General features: G+C 62.3%; 24 protein-coding genes and 2 tRNA genes. 16 read left to right on the top strand and 10 right to left on the bottom strand.

Going from position 1 to position 24,950, the window contains the following annotated elements; translation table 11 throughout:
* The first annotated feature begins 2 nt into the window (after positions 1-2).
* The 4 genes from NKI18_RS14990 (at position 3) to NKI18_RS14975 (ending at position 2,809) form a co-directional block, all read left to right on the top strand.
* On the top strand, positions 3-425 hold the full coding sequence (locus tag NKI18_RS14990; protein ID WP_352619189.1) for a VOC family protein: 423 nt from the start codon (positions 3-5) through the stop codon (positions 423-425).
* A 74-nt stretch (positions 426-499) separates the two neighbouring features.
* Positions 500-1,021: a CoA-binding protein gene (locus tag NKI18_RS14985; RefSeq protein WP_352619187.1), complete on the top strand. Its 522-nt coding sequence runs from the start codon at positions 500-502 to the stop codon at positions 1,019-1,021.
* Positions 1,022-1,172: 151 nt separating this feature from the next.
* The gene (locus NKI18_RS14980; RefSeq protein WP_023674650.1) at positions 1,173-2,453 is read left to right on the top strand and encodes an O-acetylhomoserine aminocarboxypropyltransferase; all 1,281 of its coding nucleotides are present in this window, start codon (positions 1,173-1,175) and stop codon (positions 2,451-2,453) included.
* 5 nt (positions 2,454-2,458) lie between these two features.
* The gene (locus NKI18_RS14975; protein ID WP_352619185.1) at positions 2,459-2,809 is read left to right on the top strand and encodes a cupin domain-containing protein; all 351 of its coding nucleotides are present in this window, start codon (positions 2,459-2,461) and stop codon (positions 2,807-2,809) included.
* Between the two features lie 139 nt (positions 2,810-2,948).
* Here the strand turns inward: NKI18_RS14975 and NKI18_RS14970 are convergent, their stop codons facing one another.
* Positions 2,949-4,196, bottom strand: coding sequence for a cytochrome P450 (locus NKI18_RS14970; RefSeq protein ID WP_352619183.1), 1,248 nt, complete (start codon positions 4,194-4,196; stop codon positions 2,949-2,951).
* Between the two features lie 97 nt (positions 4,197-4,293).
* On the opposite strand from NKI18_RS14970, the gene NKI18_RS14965 reads away from it, so the two are divergent.
* Positions 4,294-5,397 carry an NAD(P)/FAD-dependent oxidoreductase gene (locus NKI18_RS14965; protein ID WP_352619181.1) on the top strand — a complete coding sequence of 368 codons (1,104 nt, stop codon included), beginning with the start codon at positions 4,294-4,296 and terminating at the stop codon, positions 5,395-5,397.
* Positions 5,398-5,401: 4 nt separating this feature from the next.
* Here the strand turns inward: NKI18_RS14965 and NKI18_RS14960 are convergent, their stop codons facing one another.
* Entirely contained in the window at positions 5,402-5,992 is a 591-nt protein-coding gene (locus tag NKI18_RS14960) for a hypothetical protein (RefSeq protein WP_352619179.1), read from the bottom strand.
* A 347-nt stretch (positions 5,993-6,339) separates the two neighbouring features.
* Here NKI18_RS14960 and NKI18_RS14955 point away from each other — a divergent pair, with 347 nt between their 5' ends.
* The 4 genes from NKI18_RS14955 (at position 6,340) to NKI18_RS14940 (ending at position 11,709) form a co-directional block, all read left to right on the top strand.
* A complete protein-coding gene (locus tag NKI18_RS14955; protein ID WP_023674655.1) occupies positions 6,340-6,969 on the top strand; it encodes an ATP-dependent Clp protease proteolytic subunit in 630 nt (209 codons plus the stop codon).
* A 304-nt stretch (positions 6,970-7,273) separates the two neighbouring features.
* Positions 7,274-8,548 carry an ATP-dependent Clp protease ATP-binding subunit ClpX gene (gene clpX / locus NKI18_RS14950; protein WP_006332719.1) on the top strand — a complete coding sequence of 425 codons (1,275 nt, stop codon included), beginning with the start codon at positions 7,274-7,276 and terminating at the stop codon, positions 8,546-8,548.
* Between the two features lie 280 nt (positions 8,549-8,828).
* Positions 8,829-11,240, top strand: coding sequence for an endopeptidase La (gene lon, locus NKI18_RS14945; RefSeq protein ID WP_352619243.1), 2,412 nt, complete (start codon positions 8,829-8,831; stop codon positions 11,238-11,240).
* A 196-nt stretch (positions 11,241-11,436) separates the two neighbouring features.
* Positions 11,437-11,709 (top strand): HU family DNA-binding protein, encoded by a 273-nt coding sequence (locus NKI18_RS14940; protein ID WP_023674657.1) that lies wholly within the window; start codon positions 11,437-11,439, stop codon positions 11,707-11,709.
* Positions 11,710-11,796: 87 nt separating this feature from the next.
* On the opposite strand, the gene NKI18_RS14935 is transcribed toward NKI18_RS14940, so the two are convergent.
* Positions 11,797-12,819 carry an aldo/keto reductase gene (locus NKI18_RS14935; RefSeq protein WP_352465572.1) on the bottom strand — a complete coding sequence of 341 codons (1,023 nt, stop codon included), beginning with the start codon at positions 12,817-12,819 and terminating at the stop codon, positions 11,797-11,799.
* A gap of 183 nt (positions 12,820-13,002) precedes the next feature.
* Between NKI18_RS14935 and hxlB the strand changes: the two genes are divergently transcribed.
* Positions 13,003-13,569: a 6-phospho-3-hexuloisomerase gene (hxlB, locus tag NKI18_RS14930; protein WP_353019951.1), complete on the top strand. Its 567-nt coding sequence runs from the start codon at positions 13,003-13,005 to the stop codon at positions 13,567-13,569.
* A gap of 5 nt (positions 13,570-13,574) precedes the next feature.
* A complete protein-coding gene (locus NKI18_RS14925; RefSeq protein WP_352619176.1) occupies positions 13,575-14,318 on the top strand; it encodes a creatininase family protein in 744 nt (247 codons plus the stop codon).
* Between the two features lie 50 nt (positions 14,319-14,368).
* Here NKI18_RS14925 and NKI18_RS14920 read toward each other — a convergent pair whose 3' ends face one another.
* From NKI18_RS14920 to NKI18_RS14910, 3 genes are all read right to left on the bottom strand, one after another.
* Complete coding sequence (locus tag NKI18_RS14920) at positions 14,369-15,286, bottom strand: carbohydrate ABC transporter permease (protein ID WP_352449354.1); 918 nt, start codon at positions 15,284-15,286, stop codon at positions 14,369-14,371.
* Positions 15,287-15,299: 13 nt separating this feature from the next.
* A complete protein-coding gene (locus NKI18_RS14915) occupies positions 15,300-16,421 on the bottom strand; it encodes a carbohydrate ABC transporter permease (RefSeq protein WP_292654234.1) in 1,122 nt (373 codons plus the stop codon).
* 128 nt (positions 16,422-16,549) lie between these two features.
* A complete protein-coding gene (locus NKI18_RS14910; RefSeq protein WP_352619174.1) occupies positions 16,550-18,214 on the bottom strand; it encodes an ABC transporter substrate-binding protein in 1,665 nt (554 codons plus the stop codon).
* 293 nt (positions 18,215-18,507) lie between these two features.
* Here NKI18_RS14910 and NKI18_RS14905 point away from each other — a divergent pair, with 293 nt between their 5' ends.
* From NKI18_RS14905 to rbsK, 3 genes are read left to right on the top strand one after another with little or no spacing between them, the layout of a single operon-like run.
* A complete protein-coding gene (locus NKI18_RS14905) occupies positions 18,508-19,566 on the top strand; it encodes an ABC transporter ATP-binding protein (RefSeq protein WP_352456634.1) in 1,059 nt (352 codons plus the stop codon).
* A 31-nt stretch (positions 19,567-19,597) separates the two neighbouring features.
* A complete protein-coding gene (locus NKI18_RS14900) occupies positions 19,598-20,050 on the top strand; it encodes an RbsD/FucU family protein (RefSeq protein ID WP_352495329.1) in 453 nt (150 codons plus the stop codon).
* Positions 20,051-20,054: 4 nt separating this feature from the next.
* Positions 20,055-20,996, top strand: a complete 942-nt coding sequence (rbsK, locus tag NKI18_RS14895; protein ID WP_352619171.1) for a ribokinase — start codon at positions 20,055-20,057, stop codon at positions 20,994-20,996.
* A gap of 235 nt (positions 20,997-21,231) precedes the next feature.
* Here the strand turns inward: rbsK and NKI18_RS14890 are convergent.
* Positions 21,232-21,308, bottom strand: a tRNA-Asp gene (locus NKI18_RS14890).
* A gap of 214 nt (positions 21,309-21,522) precedes the next feature.
* On the opposite strand from NKI18_RS14890, the gene NKI18_RS14885 reads away from it, so the two are divergent.
* A tRNA-Val gene (locus tag NKI18_RS14885) sits at positions 21,523-21,598 on the top strand.
* A gap of 305 nt (positions 21,599-21,903) precedes the next feature.
* Positions 21,904-22,230 carry a hypothetical protein gene (locus NKI18_RS14880; protein WP_352619169.1) on the top strand — a complete coding sequence of 109 codons (327 nt, stop codon included), beginning with the start codon at positions 21,904-21,906 and terminating at the stop codon, positions 22,228-22,230.
* Positions 22,231-22,425: 195 nt separating this feature from the next.
* Here the strand turns inward: NKI18_RS14880 and NKI18_RS14875 are convergent, their stop codons facing one another.
* From NKI18_RS14875 to NKI18_RS14865, 3 genes are read right to left on the bottom strand one after another with little or no spacing between them, the layout of a single operon-like run.
* Positions 22,426-23,082, bottom strand: a complete 657-nt coding sequence (locus NKI18_RS14875) for a GNAT family N-acetyltransferase (protein WP_352619167.1) — start codon at positions 23,080-23,082, stop codon at positions 22,426-22,428.
* Positions 23,079-23,858 (bottom strand): SDR family NAD(P)-dependent oxidoreductase, encoded by a 780-nt coding sequence (locus tag NKI18_RS14870; protein ID WP_352619165.1) that lies wholly within the window; start codon positions 23,856-23,858, stop codon positions 23,079-23,081. Before NKI18_RS14870 ends, NKI18_RS14875 begins: the two co-directional genes overlap by 4 nt.
* Positions 23,855-24,850, bottom strand: a complete 996-nt coding sequence (locus NKI18_RS14865) for an ABC transporter permease (protein WP_352449360.1) — start codon at positions 24,848-24,850, stop codon at positions 23,855-23,857. Before NKI18_RS14865 ends, NKI18_RS14870 begins: the two co-directional genes overlap by 4 nt.
* Positions 24,851-24,950 lie beyond the last annotated feature (100 nt).

Here is a 24,950-nt window from a genome sequence, read left to right as displayed (position 1 = left end):
ATATGGAACCGCGCATCTCCATCATCACCATCGCCACCGACGATCTCGACCGTGCGACCCGCTTCTATGAGGCGATGGGGCTGACCCGCCATGCCGGGATCACCGACGGCGTTGCCTTCTTCCAGATGGGCGGCGCTATTCTTGGCTTGTTTCCGCGCCCAAGCGCCGAAGAGGATTCGGGCGTCAGCTTCTCGAAGGCGCCGTCGGCCGTCTACCTCGCCTACAACACCCGCTCTGACGCCGAGGTCGATGCAGTGCTGGCGATGGCCGAGAAAGCCGGCGGCCGTATCGTCAAGCCGGCTGGCCGCGCATTCTGGGGCGGTTGGTACGGCTATTTCGCCGATGCCGACGGGCACATCTGGGAAGTGGCGCACAATCCGGCTTTTCCGATCGCGGAAGACGGATCGATTTCGCTGCCCGGCTGACGGCCTTCCGTGGCCCATTGCAAGTCACTGACGCGGCTGTTGGCACCTCACTCCGAAGCGCTGTATGACGAGGCATGAACCACGACGCCTACGACAACGCCTATATCGCCGGCATCCTCAATTCGGTGAAGACCATCGCCATGGTCGGCGCATCGGCCAATGACGTGCGGCCGAGCTATTTCGTGCTGAAATATCTGCTCGGCAAAGGGTTTTCGGTGTTCCCGATCAATCCCGGCCAGGCTGGCAAGACGATTCTAGGCCAGATGACTTATGCCAGACTCGCCGACGTTCCAGGACCTGTCGATATGGTCGACGTGTTTCGCGCTTCCGCTGCCGTGCCGGGCATTGTCGACGAGGTGCTGCGGCTCGATCCGCTGCCGAAGGTCATCTGGATGCAGCTTGGCATACGCCATGACGAGGCGGCCGCACGCGCCGAAGCCGCCGGCATCAAGGTGGTGATGAACCGTTGCCCCAAGATCGAATATGGCAAGCTGTCCGGCGAGATCGGCTGGACCGGCGTCAATTCAGGCGTGCTGTCGTCGAAGAAGCCGCTGATGCGGCCGGGATTCCAGAGTTTCGGCGTTCGCCAGAAGTAGGTAGTGAATAGTGAATGGTGAATAGAAGGATTTTTCTGGAAGGCGGGCAAGGCGGCATATGAGCCGCTTGCAATCAGGGTGGGGCTGGCCGACTTTGCCATTCACCATTCACCATTCACCATTCACTATTCACCATTGAGGGAGGTTTTCGATGGCCCGCACGCCCGGTTTCAACACGCTCGCCGTCCATGCCGGCGCCAAGCCGGATCCGGCGACCGGCGCCCGAGCGACGCCGATCTACCAGACCACCTCCTTCGTCTTCGACGATGCCGACCATGCCGCCTCGCTGTTCGGGCTGAAGGCGTTCGGCAACATCTACACCCGCATCATGAACCCGACCCAGGCGGTGCTGGAAGAGCGCATCGCGGCACTCGAAGGCGGCACGGCAGGCCTTGCCGTCGCCTCCGGCCATGCCGCGCAGGTGCTGGTCTTCCACAATCTGATGCAGCCCGGCGACAATTTCGTTTCAGCGACAAAGCTTTACGGCGGCTCGATCAACCAATTCGGCCACGCCTTCAAGAATTTCGGTTGGCAGGTGCGCTGGGCCGACACCAATGACATCTCGACCTTCGAGAGCCAGATCGACGACAGGACCAAGGCAATCTTCATCGAGAGCCTGGCCAATCCGGGCGGCGTCTTCGTCGATATCGAGAAGATCGGCGACATTGCCCGCAAGCACGGCCTGCCGCTGATCGTCGACAACACGCTGGCCTCGCCCTATCTGCTGCGGCCGATCGAACATGGCGCCGACATCGTCGTGCATTCGCTGACCAAGTTCATCGGCGGTCACGGCAACTCGATCGGCGGCGCCATTGTCGACGGCGGCACCTTCGATTGGTCGAAGTCGGGCAAATATCCGATGCTGTCGGAGCCGCGCCCCGAATATGGCGGCCTCGTCCTGCACGAGACCTTCGGCAATTTCGCCTTCGCCATCGCTGCTCGCGTGCTCGGCCTGCGCGATATCGGCGCGGCGATTTCGCCGTTCAACGCTTTCCTGATCCTGACCGGTCTGGAAACCTTGCCGCTCAGGATGCAGCGCCACTGCGACAATGCGGCGGCGGTCGCCGGATGGCTTTCCAACCATCCCAAGGTCGCCTGGGTGTCCTATCCCGGCCTGCCCAGCGACAAGAACAATGCGCTGCAGAAGAAGTACTCGCCGCTCGGCGCCGGCGCGGTGTTCACCTTCGGGCTGAAGGGCGGCTATGCGGCGGGCATCAAGTTCGTCGAGGCGCTCGAGCTGTTCTCGCACCTGGCCAATGTCGGCGACACCAAGTCGCTGGTCATCCACCCGGCATCGACCACGCATCGCCAGCTTTCCGACGAGCAGAAGATCAACGCCGGGGCGGGGCCGGACACGGTCAGGCTTTCGGTCGGCATCGAGGACGTCAACGACATCGTCGCCGATCTGGAACAGGCTCTCGCCAAGGTTTGATCGCCATGACCACGCCGAAATTTCTTTCCGTCGGCGTCGACACCGTCGAACCGGAACTTGGCGCACCGGCGCCGGATCGCCTGATTTCAGGCGATCCGAAATTCCGCACCTGGAATGTCGAGGAACAGGACGGCGGCCTTTATGCCGGCGTCTGGGAAGCGACGCCAGGCAAATGGCGCATCGAATATGATGAGTGGGAGTTCTGCCGCATCCTGTCAGGGGTTTCGGTGATCGCCGAAGACGGCGGCGATGCGCGCACCGTCAGGGCAGGCGACAGCTTCGTGCTCAGGCCGGGCTTTAGAGGAAGCTGGGAAGTGCTTGAAACGACGCGCAAGGAGTATGTGATCAAGCTTTGATCATTCTAAGGTCTCCACGGCTTCGTCATCCTCGGGTCTGCGCCGTTCGCTTCGCTCCTGCTTCGCCCGAGGATGACGAACTCGAGGAGGCTTCGGCCAATCTCCAACGCAGGTTCCGAAGCCTTGTCGTAGGACGCCTTCAGAAGCTTACGGCAAGCGTTTCCAGCCCGTGGAAATGATACGTGTCACGGAAGCGCGGCTGTTCGACCATTTGGAGCCGCGGCAGGCGTTCGAACAAGGTTTTCAGCGACACCTGCAGTTCGAGCCGGGCGAGCGGCGCGCCGATGCAGAAATGGATGCCGGCGCCGAACGATACGTTCTTTTGGTCGGCACGGTCCGGCCTGAAGGCGAGGGGCTCGGCAAACGCAGTAGGGTCGCGATTGGCCATGCCGAGCAACAGCCCGATCGTCTCGCCCGGCTGGACGATGATCCCGGGCCCGGCCTCGACCTCCTGATAGGCGTAGCGCGTGAACATGTGCAGCGGCGCGTCGTAGCGCAGGCACTCTTCGACCGTCGCGGCTGTCGCTTCCGGCGAGGCGAAGAAGCGGCGCGGGTCGCCGCCTTGCGCAAGGATCGAGCGCACCGCATTGCCGGTCTGGTGGACAGTTGCCTCATGGCCGGCATTGAGCAAAAGGATGGCCGAGGATACCAGCTCGTCCTCCGACAGTTTCTGACCGTCCTCCTGTGCCCCAATCAGCAGCGACAGAAGATCCTCGCCCGGCCTCTTTCGCCGCTCGGCGACATAGCCGCGCAAAAAACTCGAAAAGTCGCGCGCGGCGCGATTGGCCGTGTCCTCCGTCTCGCGGGTGCGGCCATGCATGTACATGGCGACGATCCGATGCGACCAGTCGAGCAGCTGCGGCCCCATGTCGACCGGCACGCCGAGCATCTCGGCAATGATGGTGATCGGCAAGGGAGCGGCGAAAGCCGACAGCAAGTCGACCCGGTCCGGCTCGAAACGGTCGATCAGCTCGTTGGCCAGCGCTTCGACACGCGGCCTGAGCCGCTCGACCTGACGCGAGACGAAGGCGCGGTTGACCAGCGTTCTGAGCCGTGTGTGGACGGGCGGCTCCAGCTCCAGCATCGAATTGGCCTCGATGCCGTCGAAGGCGCTGAGGTGCGCGCGGTCCTGGCCGATGCCTCGGCTGTCCGGAATGCCGGCCGGGTTCTGCCGGCCGAAGCGGCGATCGCGCAGCAGACGGTTGACGTCGTCGAGGCCGCCAAAGCACCAGAAACCAAATTCTTCCCAGACGAAGGCGTTCGATGCGCCGTGCAGGAAGGCGTAAGCTTCGTAAGGGTCTTGGAAAAAAGCCGGCTCGTGCGGATCGAGCCGCAGGCGACGCGTGGCTGGATCAAAGGCAAGGTAGGGCGGCTTCAATTCGGTCATGCCAGATCATTAGCGCGGCTTGCCTGTCTGGTGCCAGACCGTATGTTGGCCCTCCCGTGAGGCGAGCCGCCGAAGCGGCTGCGGAAGGACGGTTTTTATGAATGTGATCGTGGTCGGTGCAGGCATTGCCGGGCTTTCCACGGCGTGGTCGCTGGTCAAGGCCGGGCACCTCGTCTCGATCGTCGAGCAGGGACCGATCCCCAATCCGCTCGCCGCCTCCGGCGACCATCATCGCATCATCCGCCGCGCCTACCGGGCCGGAACGGGCTACGGCCGGCTGATCACCGAAGCCTATGAAGCTTGGGATGAGATGTGGGCCGATCTCGGTGAAACCCATCTCGATCCGCGCGGCTTCATCTGCATTTCGCGCCAGCCGGGAGACGAGGCCGAGGAATACCGCGAAGGCATGGAAGCCGGGAACTACCCGTTCGAATTGTTCGAGCCGGACGCCGCGGTCGAACGCTGGCCGTTCCTAGAACCTGGTTCATTCCGCTATGCGTATTTTTCGCCGGACGGCGGCGCGCTGCACTGCCGCAAGATCGCTGCGGGCCTCGCCAGGTGGCTGCGCGCGAACGGCGCCAATGTCTATGAGAACAGCAAGGTGGTCGAGATCGACGCCGAGGCCGGGCATGTCGTGCTGGCGGGCGGCGAAACGATGCAGGCCGACCGGATCGTCGTCGCTGCCGGCGCCTGGGTGCTAAAACTGTTCCCGGAGCTGGATGGCGAGCTGAAAACCTGGCGCACCGCGCTCGCCTATGTCGAACCGCCGGCGGACCTGAAAGCGGTCTGGCAGGCAGCACCGGTCGTCCTCAACATCGGCGGCACTGTCGATGGCTACGCCATTCCGCCCTCGGGCGGGGCCGGCATGAAATTCGGCTCAGGCCTGCACAGGGTGCCGACCAGCGATGCCGACTGGAACCGCCAGCCGGTGCCGGGCGAGGGTGAGGCGATCCGCAACCTGTTTTCGCCGCCGATTGCCCGTATCGAGGAGTACAAGGTCACCGAAGTGGTCACCTGCGCCTACACCTTCACCGCCGACGAGAAATTTCTGGCCCACCGGAAAGGCAGATGCCTGGTCGTCTCGGCCTGCTCCGGCCACGGCTACAAGTTCGGCGCGGCAGTTGGCAGAAGGGTTGCGGCCTGCGTCGGCAATGGCGATGTCGACGGCCTGAAGAAATGGCTCAGGGCCGAGGCGGCCTGAGCGCCTAGTATCGGCAATGCCTCGGAATATGCACGCGCCGCCAGCTGGATGAGCCCTCCCTGACCACCACGCGGCGGGCCACTGTCTGATAAGACGCCGGAATGTCGATGATGCGCCGTTGCTCCGGCCGCACGAGAACCTCTTCGGCGACGCTCTCGTATTCGGCGGGGAGGACAACGCGCCGCCGGCGTTCCGGCTCAACCACGACGATCTCGGCCACGCGTTCATAGCGCGCCTTGTGCCTGACCTTGCACAGCACCTTGCGGCCATCGATGATGCGCCATTCCCAGGAATAGCCGCCGTCATCGACCCTCACGGACCGGTAGATGGTGCGGGTGATGGCGGGCACGATCTCGTAGCTGACGCGCGCCGGCGCGATCTGCACCACGCGCTCGCGGGTCCCGTAGATCGGCGCTTCATACTGCACCTGCTGGCCGGCTGGGCTGACGAGCACATCCTCGTAGACGGTGTCGTAGACGGCCGGCCGATTGACCTGCTCGTAGCATTCGACCGCGCGTCCGCCGGCAGCCGTTTCGGACGCCATGCCGAGAACGCTGATGCCGGTAAGGGCCAAGGAAGCAACTTTCTTGATCATCGCACTCCCCCTGTTTGAACTGCGTGAAGCGAGTTCAACGTTGAATTGTAGGGTAAGCCGTGGCCGGAAAAAGCGGTTTCACCACTTTTCGTTAAGCGATGGCGTTAAGAAACTGCTAAACAACGGCCAAGCATGAGCGCCCCTTCCCACGGCAGGAGAGGGGCTGCCGGCACGGCGACAGGCGAAACTGGTTTGGAAACCTTGATTCGACTTAACCGGATGGCTAGGAGAGGCGGCCTTGCGCTAGGGTGAGCCGGCATCCTATTTACACAATAACGATCCAGAACCGATTCTGCCCGATTGCAAATCTCCGGCGCCGGAATCCCATCCTCAAAAAGGGATAGTCCATGAAGAACCCCGTCGAAACCTACATGAACCTCGTTCCGATGGTGGTCGAACAGACCAATCGCGGCGAGCGGGCCTACGATATTTTCTCGCGGCTCCTCAAGGAGCGCATCATTTTCATCACCGGCCCGGTCGAGGATGGCATGGCGACGCTGGTCTGCGCGCAGCTGCTGTTCCTCGAGGCGGAGAATCCGAAGAAGGAAATCAACCTCTATATCAACTCGCCCGGCGGCGTCGTCACCTCCGGCATGGCGATCTACGACACCATGCAGTTCATCAAGCCTGCCGTGTCGACGCTCTGCATCGGTCAGGCCGCCTCGATGGGCTCGCTGCTCTTGACGGCGGGCCACAAGGACATGCGCTTTGCCACGCCGAACGCCCGCATCATGGTCCACCAGCCTTCCGGCGGCTTCCAGGGCCAGGCTTCCGACATCGAGCGCCATGCCCAGGACATCATCAAGCTGAAGCGTCGCCTCAACGAGGTTTACGTCAAGCACACCGGCAAGAGCTACGATGAGATTGAAAAAACCCTCGACCGTGACCATTTCATGACTGCCGACGAGGCCAGGGATTTCGGCCTCATCGACAAGGTCATTTCGTCACGTGAGCCGGTCGAAGGTATTGCCTTATAGGCCCGCGGTGGCCCTGCGGTGGCAATGAGTGGCGGGATCACGCGCTTTTGGCGCAGCTTGCGGCATTTCGGCCACAATTGGCTGTTCCCTCGACGGGTGCAATTGCCTACGTTAAGGCTATGTTGATTTTCGACGGCTTAGCTTTGCGTGGGGTTGTTCGAATCATTGCCCCGTTTTCCGATTTGTGTTTCGTACGGAATGCGTTGCGGGAGCCGGGGCACTGGCGGCAGCGGATTCCCGCGATAGATTGAATATGCGCCCTTTCAACCAGACCATCGGCGGGCGGCCATGAAAGGACAGGAAAATGAGCAAGGTCGGCAACAACAGCGGTGATTCCAAGAACACGCTTTATTGCTCGTTTTGCGGCAAAAGCCAGCACGAAGTGCGCAAGCTGATCGCCGGGCCGACGGTGTTCATCTGCGACGAATGCGTCGAACTGTGCATGGACATCATCCGCGAGGAGAACAAGACCTCGATGGTGAAGTCGCGCGAGGGCGTGCCGACCCCGCAGGAAATCCTCAAGGTTCTCGACGACTACGTCATCGGCCAGCCCTACGCCAAGCGCGTGCTGTCGGTGGCCGTCCACAACCACTACAAGCGCCTCGCCCATGCCGGCAAGAACAACGACGTCGAACTGGCGAAGTCTAACATCCTGCTGATCGGCCCGACCGGTTGCGGCAAGACGCTGCTGGCGCAGACGCTGGCCCGCATCATCGACGTCCCCTTCACCATGGCCGACGCGACGACGTTGACCGAGGCCGGCTATGTCGGCGAGGATGTCGAGAACATCATTCTGAAGCTGTTGCAGTCGGCCGACTACAATGTCGAGCGCGCCCAGCGCGGCATCGTCTATATCGACGAGATCGACAAGATCTCGCGCAAGTCGGACAATCCCTCGATCACCCGCGACGTCTCGGGCGAGGGCGTGCAGCAGGCACTTTTGAAGATCATGGAAGGCACTGTCGCCTCCGTGCCGCCGCAGGGCGGCAGGAAGCATCCGCAGCAGGAATTCCTGCAGGTCGACACCGCCAACATCCTGTTCATCTGCGGTGGCGCTTTCGCCGGCCTGGACAAGATCATCTCGGATCGCGGCAGGAAGACCTCGATCGGTTTCGGCGCCATCGTCGCTTCGCCCGAGGATCGCCGCACCGGCGATGTTTTCCGCCTGGTCGAGCCTGAGGATCTCTTGAAGTTCGGCCTCATTCCAGAGTTCGTCGGCCGTCTGCCTGTTCTGGCGACGCTGGAGGACCTCGACGAGCCGGCGCTGATCCAGATCCTGACCGAGCCGAAGAACGCGCTGGTCAAGCAGTATCAGCGGCTGTTCGAGATGGAGAATGTCGACCTGACCTTCCACGAGAACGCGCTGTCGGCGATCGCCAAGCGCGCCATCGAGCGCAAGACCGGCGCGCGCGGCCTGCGTTCGATCATGGAAGCGATCCTGCTCGACACCATGTTCGAGCTGCCGGCGCTGGAAGGCGTGCGCGAAGTCGTTATTTCGGAAGAGGTGGTGTCAGGCAACGCCAGGCCGCTCTACATCTATTCCGAGCAGAAGGAAAAGAAGGGCAACGTCAGCGCCTGACGTGAGCCGGCAATGGATTTTTCCGAAACGGCGCCGCAGGGCGCCGTTTTGCTGTCGCACACCGCGTACGGCGCCGCCTAATGGCTGCGGATTGGAGGGACGGACCGTGTTGACCCTTGATCTTTACCCGCCGTGCCTCCAACTAAAGGCAGAAGGCCGTGGTGCCGAATTCTGTGCTGTAAAACTCCCGTCACAAACGGTGGTAGGCGGAACGATCCCCGGTCGTTAATATGAGATTCGCGGTTGGCCGATTGGCGGCCGCGACATGAAAGGTTGGACAATGGCCAAATTATCCAAGGCTCCCAGCGACGGCGTCTTCGCAGTCCTCCCACTGCGCGACATCGTGGTGTTCCCGCACATGATCGTTCCGCTCTTCGTCGGGCGTGAAAAGTCGATCAAGGCGCTGGAAGAAGTGATGGGTCAGGAAAAGCAGATCCTGCTTGCGACCCAGATGAATGCCGCCGACGACGATCCGGAGCCCGATGCCATCTTTGACATCGGCACGCTTGCCAATGTGCTGCAATTGCTGAAACTGCCGGACGGCACCGTGAAGGTGCTGGTCGAAGGCGCCTCGCGCGCGAAAATCGTCGCGTTCACCGACCGTCCCGATTTCCATGAAGCCCGTGCTGCGGCGCTGGTCGAACCGGATGAGGAAGAGGTCGAGGTCGAGGCGCTGGCGCGTTCCGTGGTCACCGACTTCGAGAACTACGTCAAGCTGAACAAGAAGATCTCGCCCGAAGTGGTGGGTGCCGCCAGCCAGATCGACGACTATTCCAAGCTCGCCGACACGGTCGCTTCGCACCTTGCCATCAAGATCCCCGAGAAGCAGGAGATGCTCGCCACGCTGTCCGTCAAGGAACGGCTGGAAAAGGCGATGGGCTTCATGGAAGCCGAAATCTCGGTGCTGCAGGTGGAGAAGCGTATCCGCTCGCGCGTCAAGCGCCAGATGGAGAAGACGCAGCGCGAATACTACCTCAACGAGCAGATGAAGGCGATCCAGAAGGAGCTCGGCGAGGGCGAGGACGGCCGCGACGAGGCCGCCGAGATCGAGGCGCGCATCAAGAAGACCAAGCTTTCCAAGGAGGCCCGCGAAAAAGCGGAAGCCGAACTGAAGAAGCTGCGGACGATGTCGCCGATGTCGGCTGAATCGACCGTCGTGCGCAACTATCTCGACTGGCTGCTGTCGATACCGTGGGGCAGGAACTCCAAGGTCAAGCAGGATCTGGCCTTTGCCCAGAACGTGCTCGATACCGACCATTTCGGCCTCGACAAGGTCAAGGACCGCATCGTCGAATACCTCGCCGTGCAGAGCCGTCAGAAGAAGCTGAAGGGGCCGATCCTGTGCCTCGTCGGACCTCCCGGCGTCGGCAAGACCTCGCTCGGCAAGTCGATCGCCAAGGCGACCGGCCGCGAGTTCATCCGCATGGCGCTGGGCGGCGTGCGCGACGAGGCCGAGATCCGTGGTCACCGCCGCACCTATATCGGCTCGATGCCCGGCAAGGTCATCCAGTCGATGAAGAAGGCGAAGAAATCCAACCCGCTCTTCCTGCTCGACGAGATCGACAAGATGGGCCAGGATTTCCGCGGCGATCCGTCATCGGCTTTGCTCGAGGTGCTCGATCCCGAGCAGAACTCGACGTTCATGGACCATTACCTCGAGGTCGAATACGACCTGTCGAGCGTGATGTTCGTGACGACGGCGAACACGCTGAACATCCCTGCGCCCTTGATGGATCGCATGGAGATCATCCGTATCGCCGGTTACACCGAGGACGAGAAGATCGAGATCGCCAAGCGTCACCTGATGCCCAAGGTGATCCGCGACCACGCGTTGCAGCCGAAGGAATTCTCCGTCGGTGAGGACGCGATCCGCGGCATCATCCAGACCTACACCCGTGAAGCGGGCGTCAGGAGCCTGGAGCGCGAGCTGATGAAGCTCGGGCGCAAGGCCGTGACCGAGATCCTGAAGACGAAGAAGAAGACGATCAACATCACGGCGGATAATCTTGCCGATTATCTTGGTGTTCCGCGCTTCCGCTTCGGCCAGGTCGAGAGCGACGATCAGGTCGGCGTGGTCACCGGGCTCGCCTGGACGGAAGTCGGCGGCGAGCTGTTGACGGTGGAAGGTGTCATGATGCCCGGCAAGGGCCGCATGACCGTGACCGGCAATCTGCGCGACGTGATGAAGGAATCGATTTCGGCGGCGGCGTCCTACGTCCGCTCGCGGGCCATCGATTTCGGCGTCGAGCCGCCGCTGTTCGACAAGCGCGATATCCACGTCCACGTGCCGGAAGGCGCAACGCCCAAGGACGGACCGTCGGCTGGCGTGGCGATGGCGACGGCGATCGTCTCGGTGCTGACCGGAATCCCGGTCAAGGCCGATGTGGCGATGACCGGCGAGATCACGCTGCGCGGCAGGGTGCTGCCGATCGGCGGCCTCAAGGAGAAGCTGCTTGCCGCACTTCGCGGCGGCATCAAGAAGGTGCTGATCCCGGAAGAGAACGCCAAGGATCTGGCGGAGATTCCGGAGAACGTGAAGAGCGGCATGGAGATCATTCCGGTCTCACGGGTTGGCGAAGTGTTGCGCCATGCGCTGGTGCGCATGCCGGAACCGATCCAGTGGGTTGAACCCGTCAATGCGCCGGCCGTGGTCGATGTCGGGGACGAAGCTGGTAAATCGCTGGCGCATTAGCTCTTGCTAAAGTTGCAATGCACAAAGAGAGAGCCGGGCCTTGAGCCCGGCTTTTTCATGTGAAGAACCCCGGATTTCCGGGCTTTTTTCGACTTTCCCGGCGCTTTTCGACTTGGTTGCCGGAGCGCTTCTTTCTAAAGTCCGTTTCCTGCCGGATGAGTCGAGCGTTCCGGTTTTCTCATGGAAGGGAATTTTTATGAACAAGAACGAACTGGTGTCCGCTGTCGCCGATGCCGCGAGTATTTCGAAGGGTGACGCGCAGTCGGCGGTTGATGCGGTGTTTTCCGTCATCACCGGCGAACTGAAAAAGGGCGGCGATGTCCGGCTTGTCGGCTTCGGAAATTTCACCGTGTCACAACGCGCTGCGTCGACCGGCCGCAATCCGCAGACCGGTGCGGAAGTGAAGATCCCGGCGCGCACCGTGCCGAAGTTTTCGGCCGGCAAGGGCCTCAAGGACGCGGTCAACTAAGCGCCTCCTTAAGTCTTTCAGAGAAAAGAAAAGCCGGTATATCCGGTTTTTCTTTTCTGTGCCCGCAGCGTCGTTGGAAAGGCGGCGCTATGCCGTCGGCGCGTCAGTGCGCATCAAGCCTTCCTTCTTGAGATCGGCCCACAGCGCCGATGGCGGTTTCGCGTCGAGCAGCGAGCGATTGCTTTCGACTTCGCCCGGCCGCTGGCCGCCGGGGATTACCGAGACGACGGAAGGATGCAGCAGCGGGAACTGCAGCGCCGCCTCGATCAGGCGCACGCCGTGGCGCTTGCAGACGGCCTCGATGCGGGTGACGCGGTCGATGATGTCCTGCGGCGCCTCCGAATAATTGTAGTAGGCGCCGGGCTTCGGCCCGGTTGCCAGGATGCCGGAATTGTAAGGCCCGCCGAGAACGATGCCGATGCCGCGTTGCTGGCATAGCGGCAGGAAAGACTGCAGCGCTTCCTGCTCCAGCAGCGTGTAACGCCCGGCAAGCAGGAACAGATCGAAATCGCCGCGCTCGGCCAGCGTCTGGGCAACCGGCCACTCGTTGATGCCGCCGCCGAACGCCTTGATCACGCCTTGGTCGCGCAATGCCAGCAATCCGTAGTAGCCGGAGCTCATGAATTCCTGGATGCGCTGGTCCGAGGCTTCCTTGCTGCCATGGGTGAAGATGTCGACATCATGCACGAAGAGGATGTCGATGCGGTCGACGCCGAGCCGTTCCAGCGAGGCTTCGAAGGAGCGCATGACCCCGTCATAGCTGTAATCGTAGACCTCGCGGCGCGATGGCGTGTCGAAGAATTTGCCGATGCCGGTGCGCTGTTCCGGCGGGCAGGCGCGCATGATGCGCCCGACTTTGCTGGACAGCACGTAGTCGTCACGCTTCTTCGAACGCAGGAACGGATTGAGCCGCGTTTCGGCAAGGCCCAGCCCATAGAGCGGCGCGGTGTCGTAGTAGCGGCAGCCGACCCGCCATGCCGCCTCCAGCGTAGCATTGGCATCCTCGTCGGAGACGGCGCGGTAGAGATTGCCGAGCGGCGCAGTGCCGAAGCCGAGCTCGGTGAAGGTGATGCCGCCATTACCGATGCGGTCGAAATGCCGTGTCTTCATATGCTGTCGTTTCCTCATTTGGATTTGCCGTGACACTATCACGGCTGTAGCGCATCAAAAGCACTGCGTGTCGTTGGACACCGATTTTCGCGGTGATAGCATGAGTGAAAACAAGCTGTTCGGGGCAGATGTGACTGAGATATTCAAATGGTTCTCCGGCACCTGCAAGCTGGTGCAAATGTCATGACGGCTGCCGGCGAAACCCTGTTTGGGATTGCGCTGAGCGAGCTTGGCACCGTGCTGGAGCGCATCGACGAAAGCCGCATCGACGCCGCTTGCGCCATCTTGGCCGGCGCGAAAAAGATCGTCACCTATGGCTGCGGCCGCGAGGCGCTGCAGGTCAAGGGTTTTGCCATGCGGCTCTACCATCTCGGTCTGCCGGTGTCGGTCGTCGGCGACATGACCACGCCGCCGCAGGGCGAGGGCGATGTCTTCCTCGCCAGTTCCGGCCCGGGTGAGACGTCGACGGTGCTGACCTTGATGCAGGTCGCGCGCGAGGCCGGTGCCACAGTCCTGCTGCTCACCGCGCAAGCCGACAGCACTGCCGCGAAGCTGGCCGATTTCACACTGCTTATCCCGGCTCAGACCATGGCCGACGACCAGGGCCCCGAAAAGACATCCGTCCTGCCGATGGGCTCGGTTTTCGAAGGCGCGCTGTTCGTCCTCTTCGAAGTGATGGTGCTGAAGCTCAGGGATCTGACCGGCGTCTCGGCGGAAGCGATGCGCGCCCGCCACACCAATATGGAGTAGGTGTCATGCGCTACGAATTGATGCTGCCGCACCAGATCCGCAAGGCGATCGCCGAGAACCGGCCGGTCGTGTTGCCGCTCGGTGTGCTCGAATATCACGGCGAGCACATGGCCGTCGGAATGGACACGCTGGCGGTGGTCAAGAGCCTGGAACTGTTCGAAAAAGAAGCCGAGATCGTCATTCTGCCACCCTTCCATTACGGCGCGGCGAGCTATGCTGTTGCAGCACCGGAAGGCAGTGGTTCGGTGCAGGTCGGTGGGAATGTGCTGGCGCCATTTGCGGAAGAACTGTTCTACAGCCTGCTGCGCATCGGCTTCCGCAACATCCACGCCATCATTCACCACCAGACCGAAAATTTTGCCGCCGGCATGCCGACCGATCTCGCCTTCAAGGCCGCCGGCCGGCAGGCGATCTTCCGCTTCCTGGAGAAAGAACGTGGCGAAGGCTGGTGGGGCTCTCCGGCGATGGCCGACTATTATGCCGAGCACGCCGAGGGCAGCAATTTCTTCAACTGGGTGCAGGTGCATCCGCTGATGCCGGCTTCAATGCACAGCCGGTACCCGTTCGACCATGCCGGCACCGGCGAGACGTCACTGATGCTGGCGCTGTGCCCGGAAGCGGTCGATGCCGGCCGCTTCGCCGACAACACCGGCTGGTACACGGCAAGTGCGCCCGAAGCCTCGGCGGAATTGGGGCAAAAAGGGGTGGCCATGATCCTCGAGCATTTGCGGGCAACACTTTCGGGTTAGCGCGCTTTTCCCTTCTCCCACAACAAGGGGAGAAGGGAGAGCCGGCGCAGTTATTTCACCGCGCCCGCCGTCATGCCCATGATCAGGTAACGCTCGAGCGCGATGCCGATGACGGCGAGCGGTGTGATGGCGGCGGTGGCAAGCGCTGCCATCGACCACCAGTTGATGCCTTGTGAGCCGGTCTGGCTGGCCACCATGACAGGAATGGTCTTTGCGTCGGTCGAGGTCAAAAGCGCGGCGAAGAAATACTCGTTCCAGCACAGCACCATCGCCAGGATGAAGGCGGCGACCATGCCCGGCAGCGCGATTGGCATGACGATGCGCAAGAAGGCGCCCCAGATCGACAGGCCGTCGACGAGTGCTGCCTCCTCCAACTCCACCGGGATGGAGTTGAACTGGTCGCGCATGATCCAGATGACGATCGGCAGCACCATCAGCGTGTAGAGCAGGATCAGCCCGACGCGCGTGTCGAGCAGGCCGACCTCCCGGTAAAGCACGAGGAAGGGCAGGGCCAAAACCACCGGCGGCAGGATCAGCTGTGACAGGAAGAAGAAGGAAATATCCTCGTTCCTGAACCAGGCGAACTTGTAACGATAGCGGGTCAGCCCGTAGGCGGCGAGGCTGCCGATGACGATGGCGAGGGTCGACGCGCCGACCGAAGTGATGACCGAATTCATGAAACGCTTGATGAATTCGTCGCGCACCGTCGACGTCCGAAAGATCGAGTCCGGCGACAGGCCGAGCGACCGCCAGCCTTTCCAGTCGGGCTGGAAGTCGACGAACGGGATCAGATGGCCCTGGGTGACGTCGACCGCGGTCTTGAACGAAGTGGTTATCGTCCAATAGATCGGGAACAGGCAGATGAAAGCCCAGAAGATGAGCGCGCCGTAGATGAACACGCGGTTGGCGACGAAGCTCGCCGGCGAGCGGATTTCGGAGGCGGCATAGTCGGTGGTTTGAACGCTCATCTTGCCAGCCCGATCAGTTGACGTTGCGCACGAAGCGGCTGGCGAATTTCAGCAGCCAGGTCACGAACACGATGATGATGATCAAATAGGCCATCGCCAGCATCGTGCCGTAGCCGACGTTCGAGCGGTCGCGATATTCGCGGTAGATGAAACTGGACACCGAATCGGTCGCGCCGCCCGGCCCGCCGGAGGTGACGGTGATGATGATGTCGGCGAGCTTCAGCTTGAAGATGATGCGCAGGATGACCGCTGTCACCGACACCGGCAGCATCAGCGGGAAGGTGACCTGCCAGAAGGTCTGCCAGGCGGTGGCGCCATCGACACGCGCTGCCTCGAGCACCTCTCGCGACATCGCCTGCAGGCCGGCGAGCAGCATGATCATCATGAACGGGATGAACGTCCACGCGTCGAGCACCATGATCGAGATGCGGGCGGTGATCGGGTTGGAGAAGAAGGCCGGATTTTCCCAGCCGAGATGCCGCGCCAGCGTCGCGGCCGGCCCGAAGCGGTATTCCATCAGCGACTTGCCGATCATCCACGACACCGCCACCGGCGACAGCATCAGCGGCATGAGAAACACGACGCGGAAGAATTTTCGCGCCCGGATCTGCGCGTTGAGCAGCAGCGCCAGGCCAAAGGCGATGACATATTCGACGAACACCGCCAGCACGTAGAGCACCATGTTGAACAGCGCGTTGCGATAATAGGCGTCGTTCAGCATCTGCCAGAAATTGTCGAGCCCGTTGAACTGCCGTCCGCTGAAGGAACTGAGGTTCCAGTCGGTCAGCGCGATGTAGAAGCCGAACAGCGTCGGGAAGATCACCATGGCAATGGTAAACAGCAGCGCCGGCAGCAGGAACAGCGCGCGCTGGCCGTCCTCGCCGCGCGTCAGTACCTGGCCGATGCCGAGTGCGACACCCCACAGCACATAGGCGTAGACCACCGGCCGCCAGGTTTCGAAGCCGATAGCGTCGACATCGCTCTTGTAAAGGATCTGCAGCGCAATCACCGCCAGAAGGCCGAGCGTTGCAGCAGCCATCAGCGCCCAGCCAAGCCGTTTGCGGCTCCGCGGTATCAGGTCGGATGGCACGGCGCCTGCCGGCCATTCACTTGTCGACAAAGTCTGGTCAGCCAGGGTCCGGTCAGCCACGCGTCTTGCCTGTTCACAGGAGGCTCGATGACCGGCCGAGCCGATCGAGGCTAGGCCGGTCAAGCGGATGTCCGGCGGCTGTGCGCCGCCGGACCAGGTTTCACGATCTCAGCCTACATGCCGAGCGAGGCCTTGTAGAGCTTGACCTGGTTGTCGCGGCCGATCTGGTCGGTCAGCTTCTCCCAGGCGGCTGCGATGGCGTCGGCGCCTTCCTGCGCCTTCATCTTGCCGGCAAAGGTGTTGGCCAAAATGTCCTCGGCAGCGCTGTAGTACTGGAAGATGCCGGGGATGCGCGGCTCGATCGCCGCGTTGGGATGGTTGTAGCTGTCGGCTTCCGACTTCAGATACGAGGTGATGAACGCCTCGTCGTAGCCCGCCGCCACCCATTCCGGAATGTTGAAATGGGAGTTGCGATAGGGCTGGAAACCCGACGGATAGGCCGCGCACCAGAGCGACAGGTCCTTGCCGCCGAGATGGGCGGCGGCCGACCATGCCGCCTTCTTCTTCTTTTCGTCGCTGTCGACACGGGCCATGACATAAACGCCCCAGCCGAGATAGGCGCAGTTTGGCGCATGGTTCGGCCCGCTGGCGAGCTTGTCCCACTGCCCGGTCTTCGAGTTGTAGACGTCGTCCGAGCCCGGCAGGATCGAAAAGCCGGTGATGTCGCCGACGACCGAGGAATCGTTGGTCTTGACGTTCGAACCGACGTCGCCCCACCAGGTAACCATCGAACCGGTGCCTGCCAAGAATTGCTGGAAGGCGGTGGTGTTCGGGTCGGCATTGATCTGGTCGGCGGGTTCGGAGGGCAGGGCATCGATGACGTCCTGGATCGCCCGCACCCATGCCGGATTGTTGACGCGCGGCTTCATCGTGTCGGCATCGAACAGCCAGGCCTTGTCATCGGGATGCTTGGCGTAGGCGCTGGCGCGGCTGCCGAGGAAATAGAAGCCGAAACCGCCCCAGGGCTTGGGCGCATCGAGGTAGCCAAAGACATCCTGGCCCTTCACCTGCTTGCCCTTGAGGAATTTCGTCACCGTCTGCACCTGCTGCCAGGTCTTCGGCACGCCCCATTCGCCTTCTCCGCCGCCGTCCTTCCAGGCCTTGGCGAGGTCGGCATCGGCAAACACGTCGGTGCGGTAGTTGAAATTATGTGCGTCGCCATCAACGGTCACGCGATATTGCTTGCCGTCCCATGTGCCCACCGGCGGCTGCAGATAGGCCACGACATCCTTCATGTCGATCTGGTCCTTGACCCAGTCCGGCATCTCGGAGGTGAGACCCTTGCCGCAGACGTCGCCTTCGAACGGTGCCCCCATTTCGATGATGTCGAAATCGACGGTGCCGGTCGCGATCGACTGCTGCAGGCGGGCGTTGTAGTCAGCCTGCGCCAGGTCGATCCAATTGATCTTGGCGCCGGTATAGGTCTCCCACGGCTTCAGGAAGCCGCGAAACAGCACATTGTGCAGGTTCTGGTTGTTGAGGCCCATGAAGGTGAGTTCGACACCGGCGAATTCGCCTTCCTTGACATTGGCCTTGGTGGCGCCAAGGCAAAGCTCGCCGACCTGCTGGAAGTCGGCATCGGTCGGCTGACCCTTGCCGACACCCGGGATCTGCAGGATCTGCGCACGCAGGTCGTCGGCGGCCGCAGCCGTGCGCGTCAGCGCACCAAGTCCGGCGCTTGAGGCCGCCGCGAGGGCGGCCATGCTGGCCGCTCCCTTCAGCACGTCGCGGCGGGTGGCCCCGGCGCGGACAAGTTGGTTATAAAGGCTGACTTTCATTTCGTTCCTCCCAGAAGGTCAATTGTGAATTGGTTCAGATGGTGGAGCGCCGATAATGTTCCCCAACGACAGCCACTCCCGTAAATAGCGGCCCGAATTCTCCCTCCCGCGACGCTTGGCATTCAGTGCCGGACAAGCGTACCGGTGCGCCCGGAACAGGGTCATAAGCCGGACACTGTCACTATTCGCACAACGAAGTGCGGTGTCAACGTGAATGGGTTTTTTATCTATAAGAGACTGACTTGCCCTCGCCGTTTGCGTTGTTTAGCTTCACGGCAACTGAAGGGGGAATGATGGCTCAAGTCGCGATCCGCAATGTGGCCAAGGCGTTCGGAACCGTCAAGGTTCTGCACGATGTCAGCGTCGACATCGCCGACGGGCAGTTCGTGGTGCTGGTCGGGCCTTCCGGCTGCGGCAAGTCCACGCTGCTGAGGATGGTGGCCGGGCTGGAAACGGTCTCCGGCGGCACCATCGCCATCGGCGAGCGCGTCGTCAACCATCTGCCGCCGGCCAAGCGCGACATCGCCATGGTGTTCCAGAACTACGCGCTCTATCCGCACAAGACGGTCGAGCAGAACATGGCCTTTGCTCTCAAGCTGCGCAAAACCGACCCGGCGGTGGTCACTGAGCGGGTCAAGCGCGCCGCCGACATCCTCGACCTCAATCCCTACCTCAAGCGCTATCCGCGCCAGCTCTCTGGCGGCCAGCGTCAGCGCGTCGCCATGGGCCGCGCCATCGTGCGCAACCCGCAGGTGTTCCTCTTCGACGAGCCGCTCTCCAATCTCGACGCCAAGCTGCGTGTCCAGATGCGCACCGAGATCAAGGAACTGCACCAGCGGCTGAAGACCACCACCATCTACGTCACCCACGACCAGATCGAGGCCATGACCATGGCCGACAAGATCGTGGTGATGCGCGACGGTCGCATCGAACAGGTCGGCGCGCCGCTGGAATTATTCGACCGGCCGGCCAACCTGTTTGTCGCCGGCTTCATCGGCTCGCCCTCGATGAACCTGCTCAAGGGCGTCGTGCGCAAGGGCGACAAGCCCGTCGTCGAGATCGCCGGGACGCCGTTCCCGATTGCGGCGACCAGTGCCGTCGAGGATGGCCGTAATGTCGTCTACGGCGTGCGGCCCGAGCATCTCGAAATCCATCCCGATGGTGTTCCGGCGAAGATTTCGGTGGTCGAGCCGACCGGTTCCGAGACTTTGGTGTTCCTGCGCTTCGGCGAGGGCGAGATGGTGGCGCTGTTCCGTGAGCGCCACGACTTCAAGCCGGGCGACACACTGCACCTGAAACCGCGGCTCGACCAGGTGCATCTCTTCGACGCAGAGACCGGCAAGCGTCTCTGATTTCGCCCCAGCAAACTTCGCGAGGAATGCCATGCTCAAAGGAATCAATCCGCTGCTCAATGCCGATGTGCTGCAGGCGCTGCGGGCGATGGGCCACGGTGACGATCTGATTATCGCCGACACCAATTTCCCGTCCGATTCGGTGGCGCGCCAGACCGTGCTTGGCCGGCTGCTGCGCATCGATGCGTCGGCGGCCGACGTGGTCAAGGCGGTACTGTCGCTTTATCCGCTGGACACCTTCGTCGACGACGCGGCCGCGCGCATGGAGATCGTCGGCAAGCCGGACGATATTCCCGCCGTGCAGCAGGAAGTGCAAAAAGAGATCGATGCCGCCGAGAGCAAGGCCTGGCCGATGATCTCGGTCGAGCGCTACGCCTTCTACGAACGCGCCAAGAAGGCCTATTGCGTCATCCAGACCGGCGAGCGCCGCTTCTATGGCTGTTTTGCGTTCCGCAAGGGCGTCGTACCACCGGACGCGGAGTAGGGGCATGCCGGCGAAACCGATCGTCATGAAGCCGGTTGTCATATTGGGCGTCTTCGTCGCCGATACGGCCTACCGCGCCGCCCGCCAGCCGCGCATGGGCGAGACGATCCTGGGCACGTCCTTCACGCTCGGCCCAGGCGGCAAGGGCTCGAACCAGGCGGTGGCAGCCGGCCGGCTCGGCGCCGATGTCACCTTCCTTACCCGCCTCGGCGTCGATCCCTTTGCCGATATGGCGAGACAGACCTGGTCGCACGCCGGCGTGAAGAGCGCCGTCATCGACACGCCGGAAAGCTACACCGGTGCCGCCTATATCTTCATCGAGGAGACGAGCGGCAACAACGCGATCATCGTCAGCCCTGGTGCGGCGATGCTGATCTCGCCCGCCGATATCGAGGCAAATGCCGGCCTGATCCGCGCGGCCGGCGTTTTCGTCACCCAGCTCGAACAGCCGATCGAGGCGGCGCTGCGGGCGCTGGAGATCGCGCGCGGGGCAGGGGTGACCACCATCCTCAACCCGGCGCCGGCGGCCAAGCTTCCGGACCGTATCTACACGCTTTGCGACTATGTCACGCCGAACGAGACTGAGGCCGAGGAACTGACCGGCATCAAGGTATCCTCCATCGACGATGCCCGCCGTGCCGCCGACAGCCTGCTCGAGAAGGGCGTGGGCGCTGTCATCGTGACGCTCGGCGAAAACGGCGCGCTGCTGCACACGGCCGACCGTTCCGAGCATGTCGCAGCGGTCGCCGCCGGCCCCGTCATCGAGACCACGGGTGCGGGCGACGCCTTCAATGGCGGCCTGGCTGCGGCGCTGTCGAGGGGGATGGAACCCCTGCAGGCGGTGCGCTTCGCTTGCGCCGTCGCCGGCATTTCGGTGACGCGCCCGGGCACCGCGCCGTCCATGCCGACGCTGCAGGAGGTCGAGGCGCTGCTCGCCGAGAGGTGAAGCCCGGCACTGCGGGATGAGACTGTAAGCGGGAGCGAATGGGTTAGACCCGACTCTTGTCCGAGAAGCTATTGTCTTCTGGCTCGACCACAAACAGGCGGGCAGGTCGATGGATGAGGATCAATGCCAGAATTCGAAAGGAATGGACCTAGACTGGGTCACGAAAGAAGATGATTTTTGACAATCAACGTCGACATTTCTCCGACATCAAGGGGACGTGACCCCGAAGGAGAAATGGCGCGAGTGACGGGGCTCGAACCCGCGACCTCCGGCGTGACAGGCCGGCACTCTAACCAACTGAGCTACACCCGCGCATGGACGAGCACGTGTCAGCCGTGTTCGTCGTTGGGGCGGTGGATAAGGGGTAAGCCACCGGGTGTCAAGCGGACCCGGACAGCATAACAGCAAACAGGAGAAGGTTTTTTGACAAGCCGAACTTTGTTGCCGAAACCGGCTCCCGGCCAAGCCACTCGCCGCTCATTTGGCCTTGCGAAGCCGGTCCTAACTGCTTAAAGGTCCGGCCCGGGGGCGATTAGCTCAGTTGGTAGAGCGCTTCGTTTACACCGAAGATGTCGGCGGTTCGAGCCCGTCATCGCCCACCACTTTCCTCCCCATCATTTGTGCCAATCGGCGTGCACCGGGCTACACCCCTCAAGCTGACTGTCCCGGCGCAACCTCCGATCGCAACCAATGGTTTCGTCGTTGTTGCGGTAATTTCGCTCCCAAACGCTTCACGGTCCGGGGTGGAGCGGATAAGTACTAGGACTTTGGTCTGATCAAACGGTCTTTCCCGTTGGACCTAAGTCTGATCTGCTGCCTCCTTAGGTGGCAAACGATTGCCGAAAGCTAAAACTTGCAGTAATTTAAGGGAGCACAAAAGAAAGTTAAATCTTACTTGCACATGGGCATGGGCGGGCGCGAAAATATTCCTGGATGGCTTACGAGTCATCTTCCGGACGATCCCGTGATCGCAGGAGATCTCGCGGATAAGATATCGAAGGAAGCTGAAAAAAACCGGCTTCCAGGCGAACGGGTTGTGAAGACTACCCGTAACGAAGAAGACACCTTCAAGAAAGAACAAGTCGAAGCTTATCCCGACGCCGCGGTTGCAGGAGTCTTTGCCAGCGGTTCATTCCTCGCCCTGTTGGTATTAGCCATTTATCTGCTTTATGTGCTCTCGATTGTGGCCGGGGGAACGGTCGCGGATGTTCCCCTGCCGCCCATACTGAACTAGTAGACGCTCCGCCAACACTCGGATTAGCCCGCACCGTGTTGATGCTAGTGACTTTCGTGTCTGCGGTGGAGCACGCGACGAAGGTTTCGTTCCCGCGGCAAAGGTGTTCACGCGGGGCAACTGGCTGCTGCAGAACGGCAGCTTTTCCATAGGCCTCCCGGTTCTTTGCAACTTGGGCGATTGGCTTGTCGCAGATCAGCCTGCAATCGCCGGAGCGTGCGCAGTCCGTTTCGCCACATAAACACAACGCTTCGATGAATCAGCGTCCTGCACCACCTCAAATCCAATCGCCTTATAGAACTTCAGCGCACCATCGTTCTCCGGCATGACTTCGAGGTGGATGCCGGTCGAGCCGCTCGCGGCAAGCCCCTGCTCGAGGAAGGCCATCGCGCGCCTGCCGATGCCTTTCCCGCGCGCTTGCGGCAACAGGTCGATATGGCCATGCGACGGGTAGGCCGCCAGCGCAGGCGGAACAGCGAAATCGGGATGATGGACCCGATGCCGCGCCCAGTCGCTGCCGCGCCAGCGCGAGCTGTCGGGTCCCGGGTCTGCCATGCGCCGCTGCAGGTCCGGATACCAGTCTGATGCCAGGCTGGCATTGAAAGCGCCCGTATCGGCCGCGCCAAGCAGGTAGCCGGCCGCACCTGCGGGACTATCGATAATGAAGGCCAGATAGGGTTCGAGCACCTGGTAGGGAATGGTGTAGAGGAGGCCGAGCAGGTCCGGGTCGTCCTCGCGGCCGCTGGCGTCCTTGCCGGCATCGCCGGTCTTGAGACAGATCATCGCAAGCGCTGCATGATCGGCGGTGGTCGCCCGGCGCAGGAAGAAACCGCCGCCGAAATCGAGGATCATGGCGGCAGCAGCCGGAAATCCTTGCCCTCGGGCAAAAGCTGCCCGCCGTCGACGATGATGGTCGTGCCCGTGATGTAGCTGGCATCGTCAGAGGCCAGGAACAGGAAGGCGTTGGCCACGTCGCGCGGGCTGCCGAGCCGGCCGAGCGGGATGGCGTCTTCCATGTTCTTGATGAAGGCCGCACCGCGATGCTGCTCTATGCCTTCGGTCAGGATGTTGCCGGGCTCGACGCCGTTGACCGTAATGCCGTAGCCCGAGAATTCGAGGGCAGCCGAACGGATCAGCCCGTTGATGCCGGCCTTGGTCGCTGAATAATGGCCGTGGCCGGGGCTGGTGACATGCGGGCCGGTGATCGAGGAGGTGAACAGCATGCGGCCAAAATGCTGTGACTTCATCGGCACCAGCGCCGCGCGTGCGGCGATGAAGCTGCCGCGCAAGTTCACCGCCATGACCCGGTCCCAATCGTCGGGACTGGTGTTTTCCAGCAATTGCCAGGGATAGATGCCGGCATTCTGCACCATGATGTCGAGCCGGCCGTGACGGTCGAGGGCCAGCGCCACGGCGGCTTCCGCATCGGCCATCTGCGAAATGTCGGTATGAATGAAGTGGGCGCCGACCTCATCTGCCGTTGCTCGTCCGGCTTCGGTCTCGGTATCGGCCAGCACGAGCTTTGCGCCTTCCTCGGCAAAGCGCTGCGCGATCGCCTTGCCAATGCCGCGGGCAGCACCGACGATCAGCGCCACCTTGCCGGCAAGCCTTCCGAGATCGCTGTTCATGCCAGCCTCTGGCGGATGGTTTGCTTGAAGGCGTCGAGCAGCACGGCGGCAAGCACCAGCAGGCCGTGGATCACCTGGGTGAAGTTGGCCGGCAGGCCCATCAAATTGATCGCCGTGTTGATGGCCGAGAGCAGCAGCACGCCGGCATAGACGCCGGGCAAGGTGCCGACGCCGCCCTTCAGGCTGACGCCGCCGATGACGACCGCCGCGAAGGCATTGAACAACAGGCCGACGCCGAGATTAGCCGTCGCGCCGGAGGTGCGGATCGCCAGCAGCCAGCCGGCAAGGCCGGCGATGGCGCCGGCGAGAACGAAGGCTATGACCAGGTTGCGGTTGACGCGGATGCCGGCGCGAAAGGTCGCCGTCTCGTTGCCGCCGATCATGACCAGGTGCCTGCCGAAGGGCGTCTTGGCCATGATCAGCGAGAACACCACGAAGCACGCAATGGCGATCCAGGCAGTCAGCGGCAGGCCGCCCAGACGCTGGATGCCGAACCAGCGGATTGCCGGCGCAAGGTCCTGCGCCGAGCGGCCGCCGGAGATGACCAGCACGAGGCCGCGCACCCAGATGTAGGAGGCCAGCGTGATGATGAAGGCGCTCATCTTCACCTTGACCACCAGGTAGCCGTTGATGGCGCCGATGAGGCCGCCGACGGCAAGCGCGATGAGCAGCGAAACGGGAACCATCAGCCATTGCGGCTGCAACTGGATGCCAAGGCCGATGCCCGACGAGCAGAACAGGATGCCGACCGCCATGGCGCTGAGCGCCGCCACCGATTCGACCGACAGGTCCATGTGGCCGGCGATGATGACCAGCGCCAGGCCGATCGACATGACGCCGAGCACGCTCGAGGCCTCGATAATGTTGGCGAAGATGCCGAGCTGAAAATAGTTGGGGATGAGGATGGAAAAGACCACCAGCACGAAGACCAGCATGAACCAGACGAGATTGTCGAGGATGAACTCGAGGGTTTGGCGCGTGCGGGGGTTCATCTCAGGATCCGGTTGGCGCCGACCCCGAAAACCATTCGTTCTTCGGAAAGATCAGGCGCGGCTGAAAATTGCTGCAGCATACCCGCGCGCGTCCGTTTGA

The organism is Mesorhizobium sp. M0800 (genome assembly GCF_040320095.1).
Lineage (GTDB): Bacteria > Pseudomonadota > Alphaproteobacteria > Rhizobiales > Rhizobiaceae > Mesorhizobium.
This window is presented reverse-complemented; position numbering and strand designations above follow the sequence as displayed.

Coding starts and splice junctions, on each gene's coding strand:
- NKI18_RS14970 (WP_352619183.1), bottom strand. CDS start 4,196: ATGACCGAATTGAAGCCGCCCTACCTTGCCTTTGATCCAGCCACGCGT.
- NKI18_RS14985 (WP_352619187.1), top strand. CDS start 500: ATGAACCACGACGCCTACGACAACGCCTATATCGCCGGCATCCTCAAT.
- NKI18_RS14875 (WP_352619167.1), bottom strand. CDS start 23,082: ATGATCCTCGATTTCGGCGGCGGTTTCTTCCTGCGCCGGGCGACCACC.
- NKI18_RS14960 (WP_352619179.1), bottom strand. CDS start 5,992: ATGATCAAGAAAGTTGCTTCCTTGGCCCTTACCGGCATCAGCGTTCTC.
- NKI18_RS14965 (WP_352619181.1), top strand. CDS start 4,294: ATGAATGTGATCGTGGTCGGTGCAGGCATTGCCGGGCTTTCCACGGCG.
- clpX (WP_006332719.1), top strand. CDS start 7,274: ATGAGCAAGGTCGGCAACAACAGCGGTGATTCCAAGAACACGCTTTAT.
- NKI18_RS14990 (WP_352619189.1), top strand. CDS start 3: ATGGAACCGCGCATCTCCATCATCACCATCGCCACCGACGATCTCGAC.
- NKI18_RS14870 (WP_352619165.1), bottom strand. CDS start 23,858: ATGAACAGCGATCTCGGAAGGCTTGCCGGCAAGGTGGCGCTGATCGTC.
- NKI18_RS14865 (WP_352449360.1), bottom strand. CDS start 24,850: ATGAACCCCCGCACGCGCCAAACCCTCGAGTTCATCCTCGACAATCTC.
- NKI18_RS14955 (WP_023674655.1), top strand. CDS start 6,340: ATGAAGAACCCCGTCGAAACCTACATGAACCTCGTTCCGATGGTGGTC.
- NKI18_RS14920 (WP_352449354.1), bottom strand. CDS start 15,286: ATGAGCGTTCAAACCACCGACTATGCCGCCTCCGAAATCCGCTCGCCG.
- rbsK (WP_352619171.1), top strand. CDS start 20,055: ATGCCGGCGAAACCGATCGTCATGAAGCCGGTTGTCATATTGGGCGTC.
- NKI18_RS14905 (WP_352456634.1), top strand. CDS start 18,508: ATGGCTCAAGTCGCGATCCGCAATGTGGCCAAGGCGTTCGGAACCGTC.
- NKI18_RS14975 (WP_352619185.1), top strand. CDS start 2,459: ATGACCACGCCGAAATTTCTTTCCGTCGGCGTCGACACCGTCGAACCG.
- lon (WP_352619243.1), top strand. CDS start 8,829: ATGGCCAAATTATCCAAGGCTCCCAGCGACGGCGTCTTCGCAGTCCTC.
- hxlB (WP_353019951.1), top strand. CDS start 13,003: ATGACGGCTGCCGGCGAAACCCTGTTTGGGATTGCGCTGAGCGAGCTT.
- NKI18_RS14935 (WP_352465572.1), bottom strand. CDS start 12,819: ATGAAGACACGGCATTTCGACCGCATCGGTAATGGCGGCATCACCTTC.
- NKI18_RS14925 (WP_352619176.1), top strand. CDS start 13,575: ATGCGCTACGAATTGATGCTGCCGCACCAGATCCGCAAGGCGATCGCC.
- NKI18_RS14940 (WP_023674657.1), top strand. CDS start 11,437: ATGAACAAGAACGAACTGGTGTCCGCTGTCGCCGATGCCGCGAGTATT.
- NKI18_RS14910 (WP_352619174.1), bottom strand. CDS start 18,214: ATGAAAGTCAGCCTTTATAACCAACTTGTCCGCGCCGGGGCCACCCGC.
- NKI18_RS14880 (WP_352619169.1), top strand. CDS start 21,904: ATGGGCGGGCGCGAAAATATTCCTGGATGGCTTACGAGTCATCTTCCG.
- NKI18_RS14900 (WP_352495329.1), top strand. CDS start 19,598: ATGCTCAAAGGAATCAATCCGCTGCTCAATGCCGATGTGCTGCAGGCG.
- NKI18_RS14980 (WP_023674650.1), top strand. CDS start 1,173: ATGGCCCGCACGCCCGGTTTCAACACGCTCGCCGTCCATGCCGGCGCC.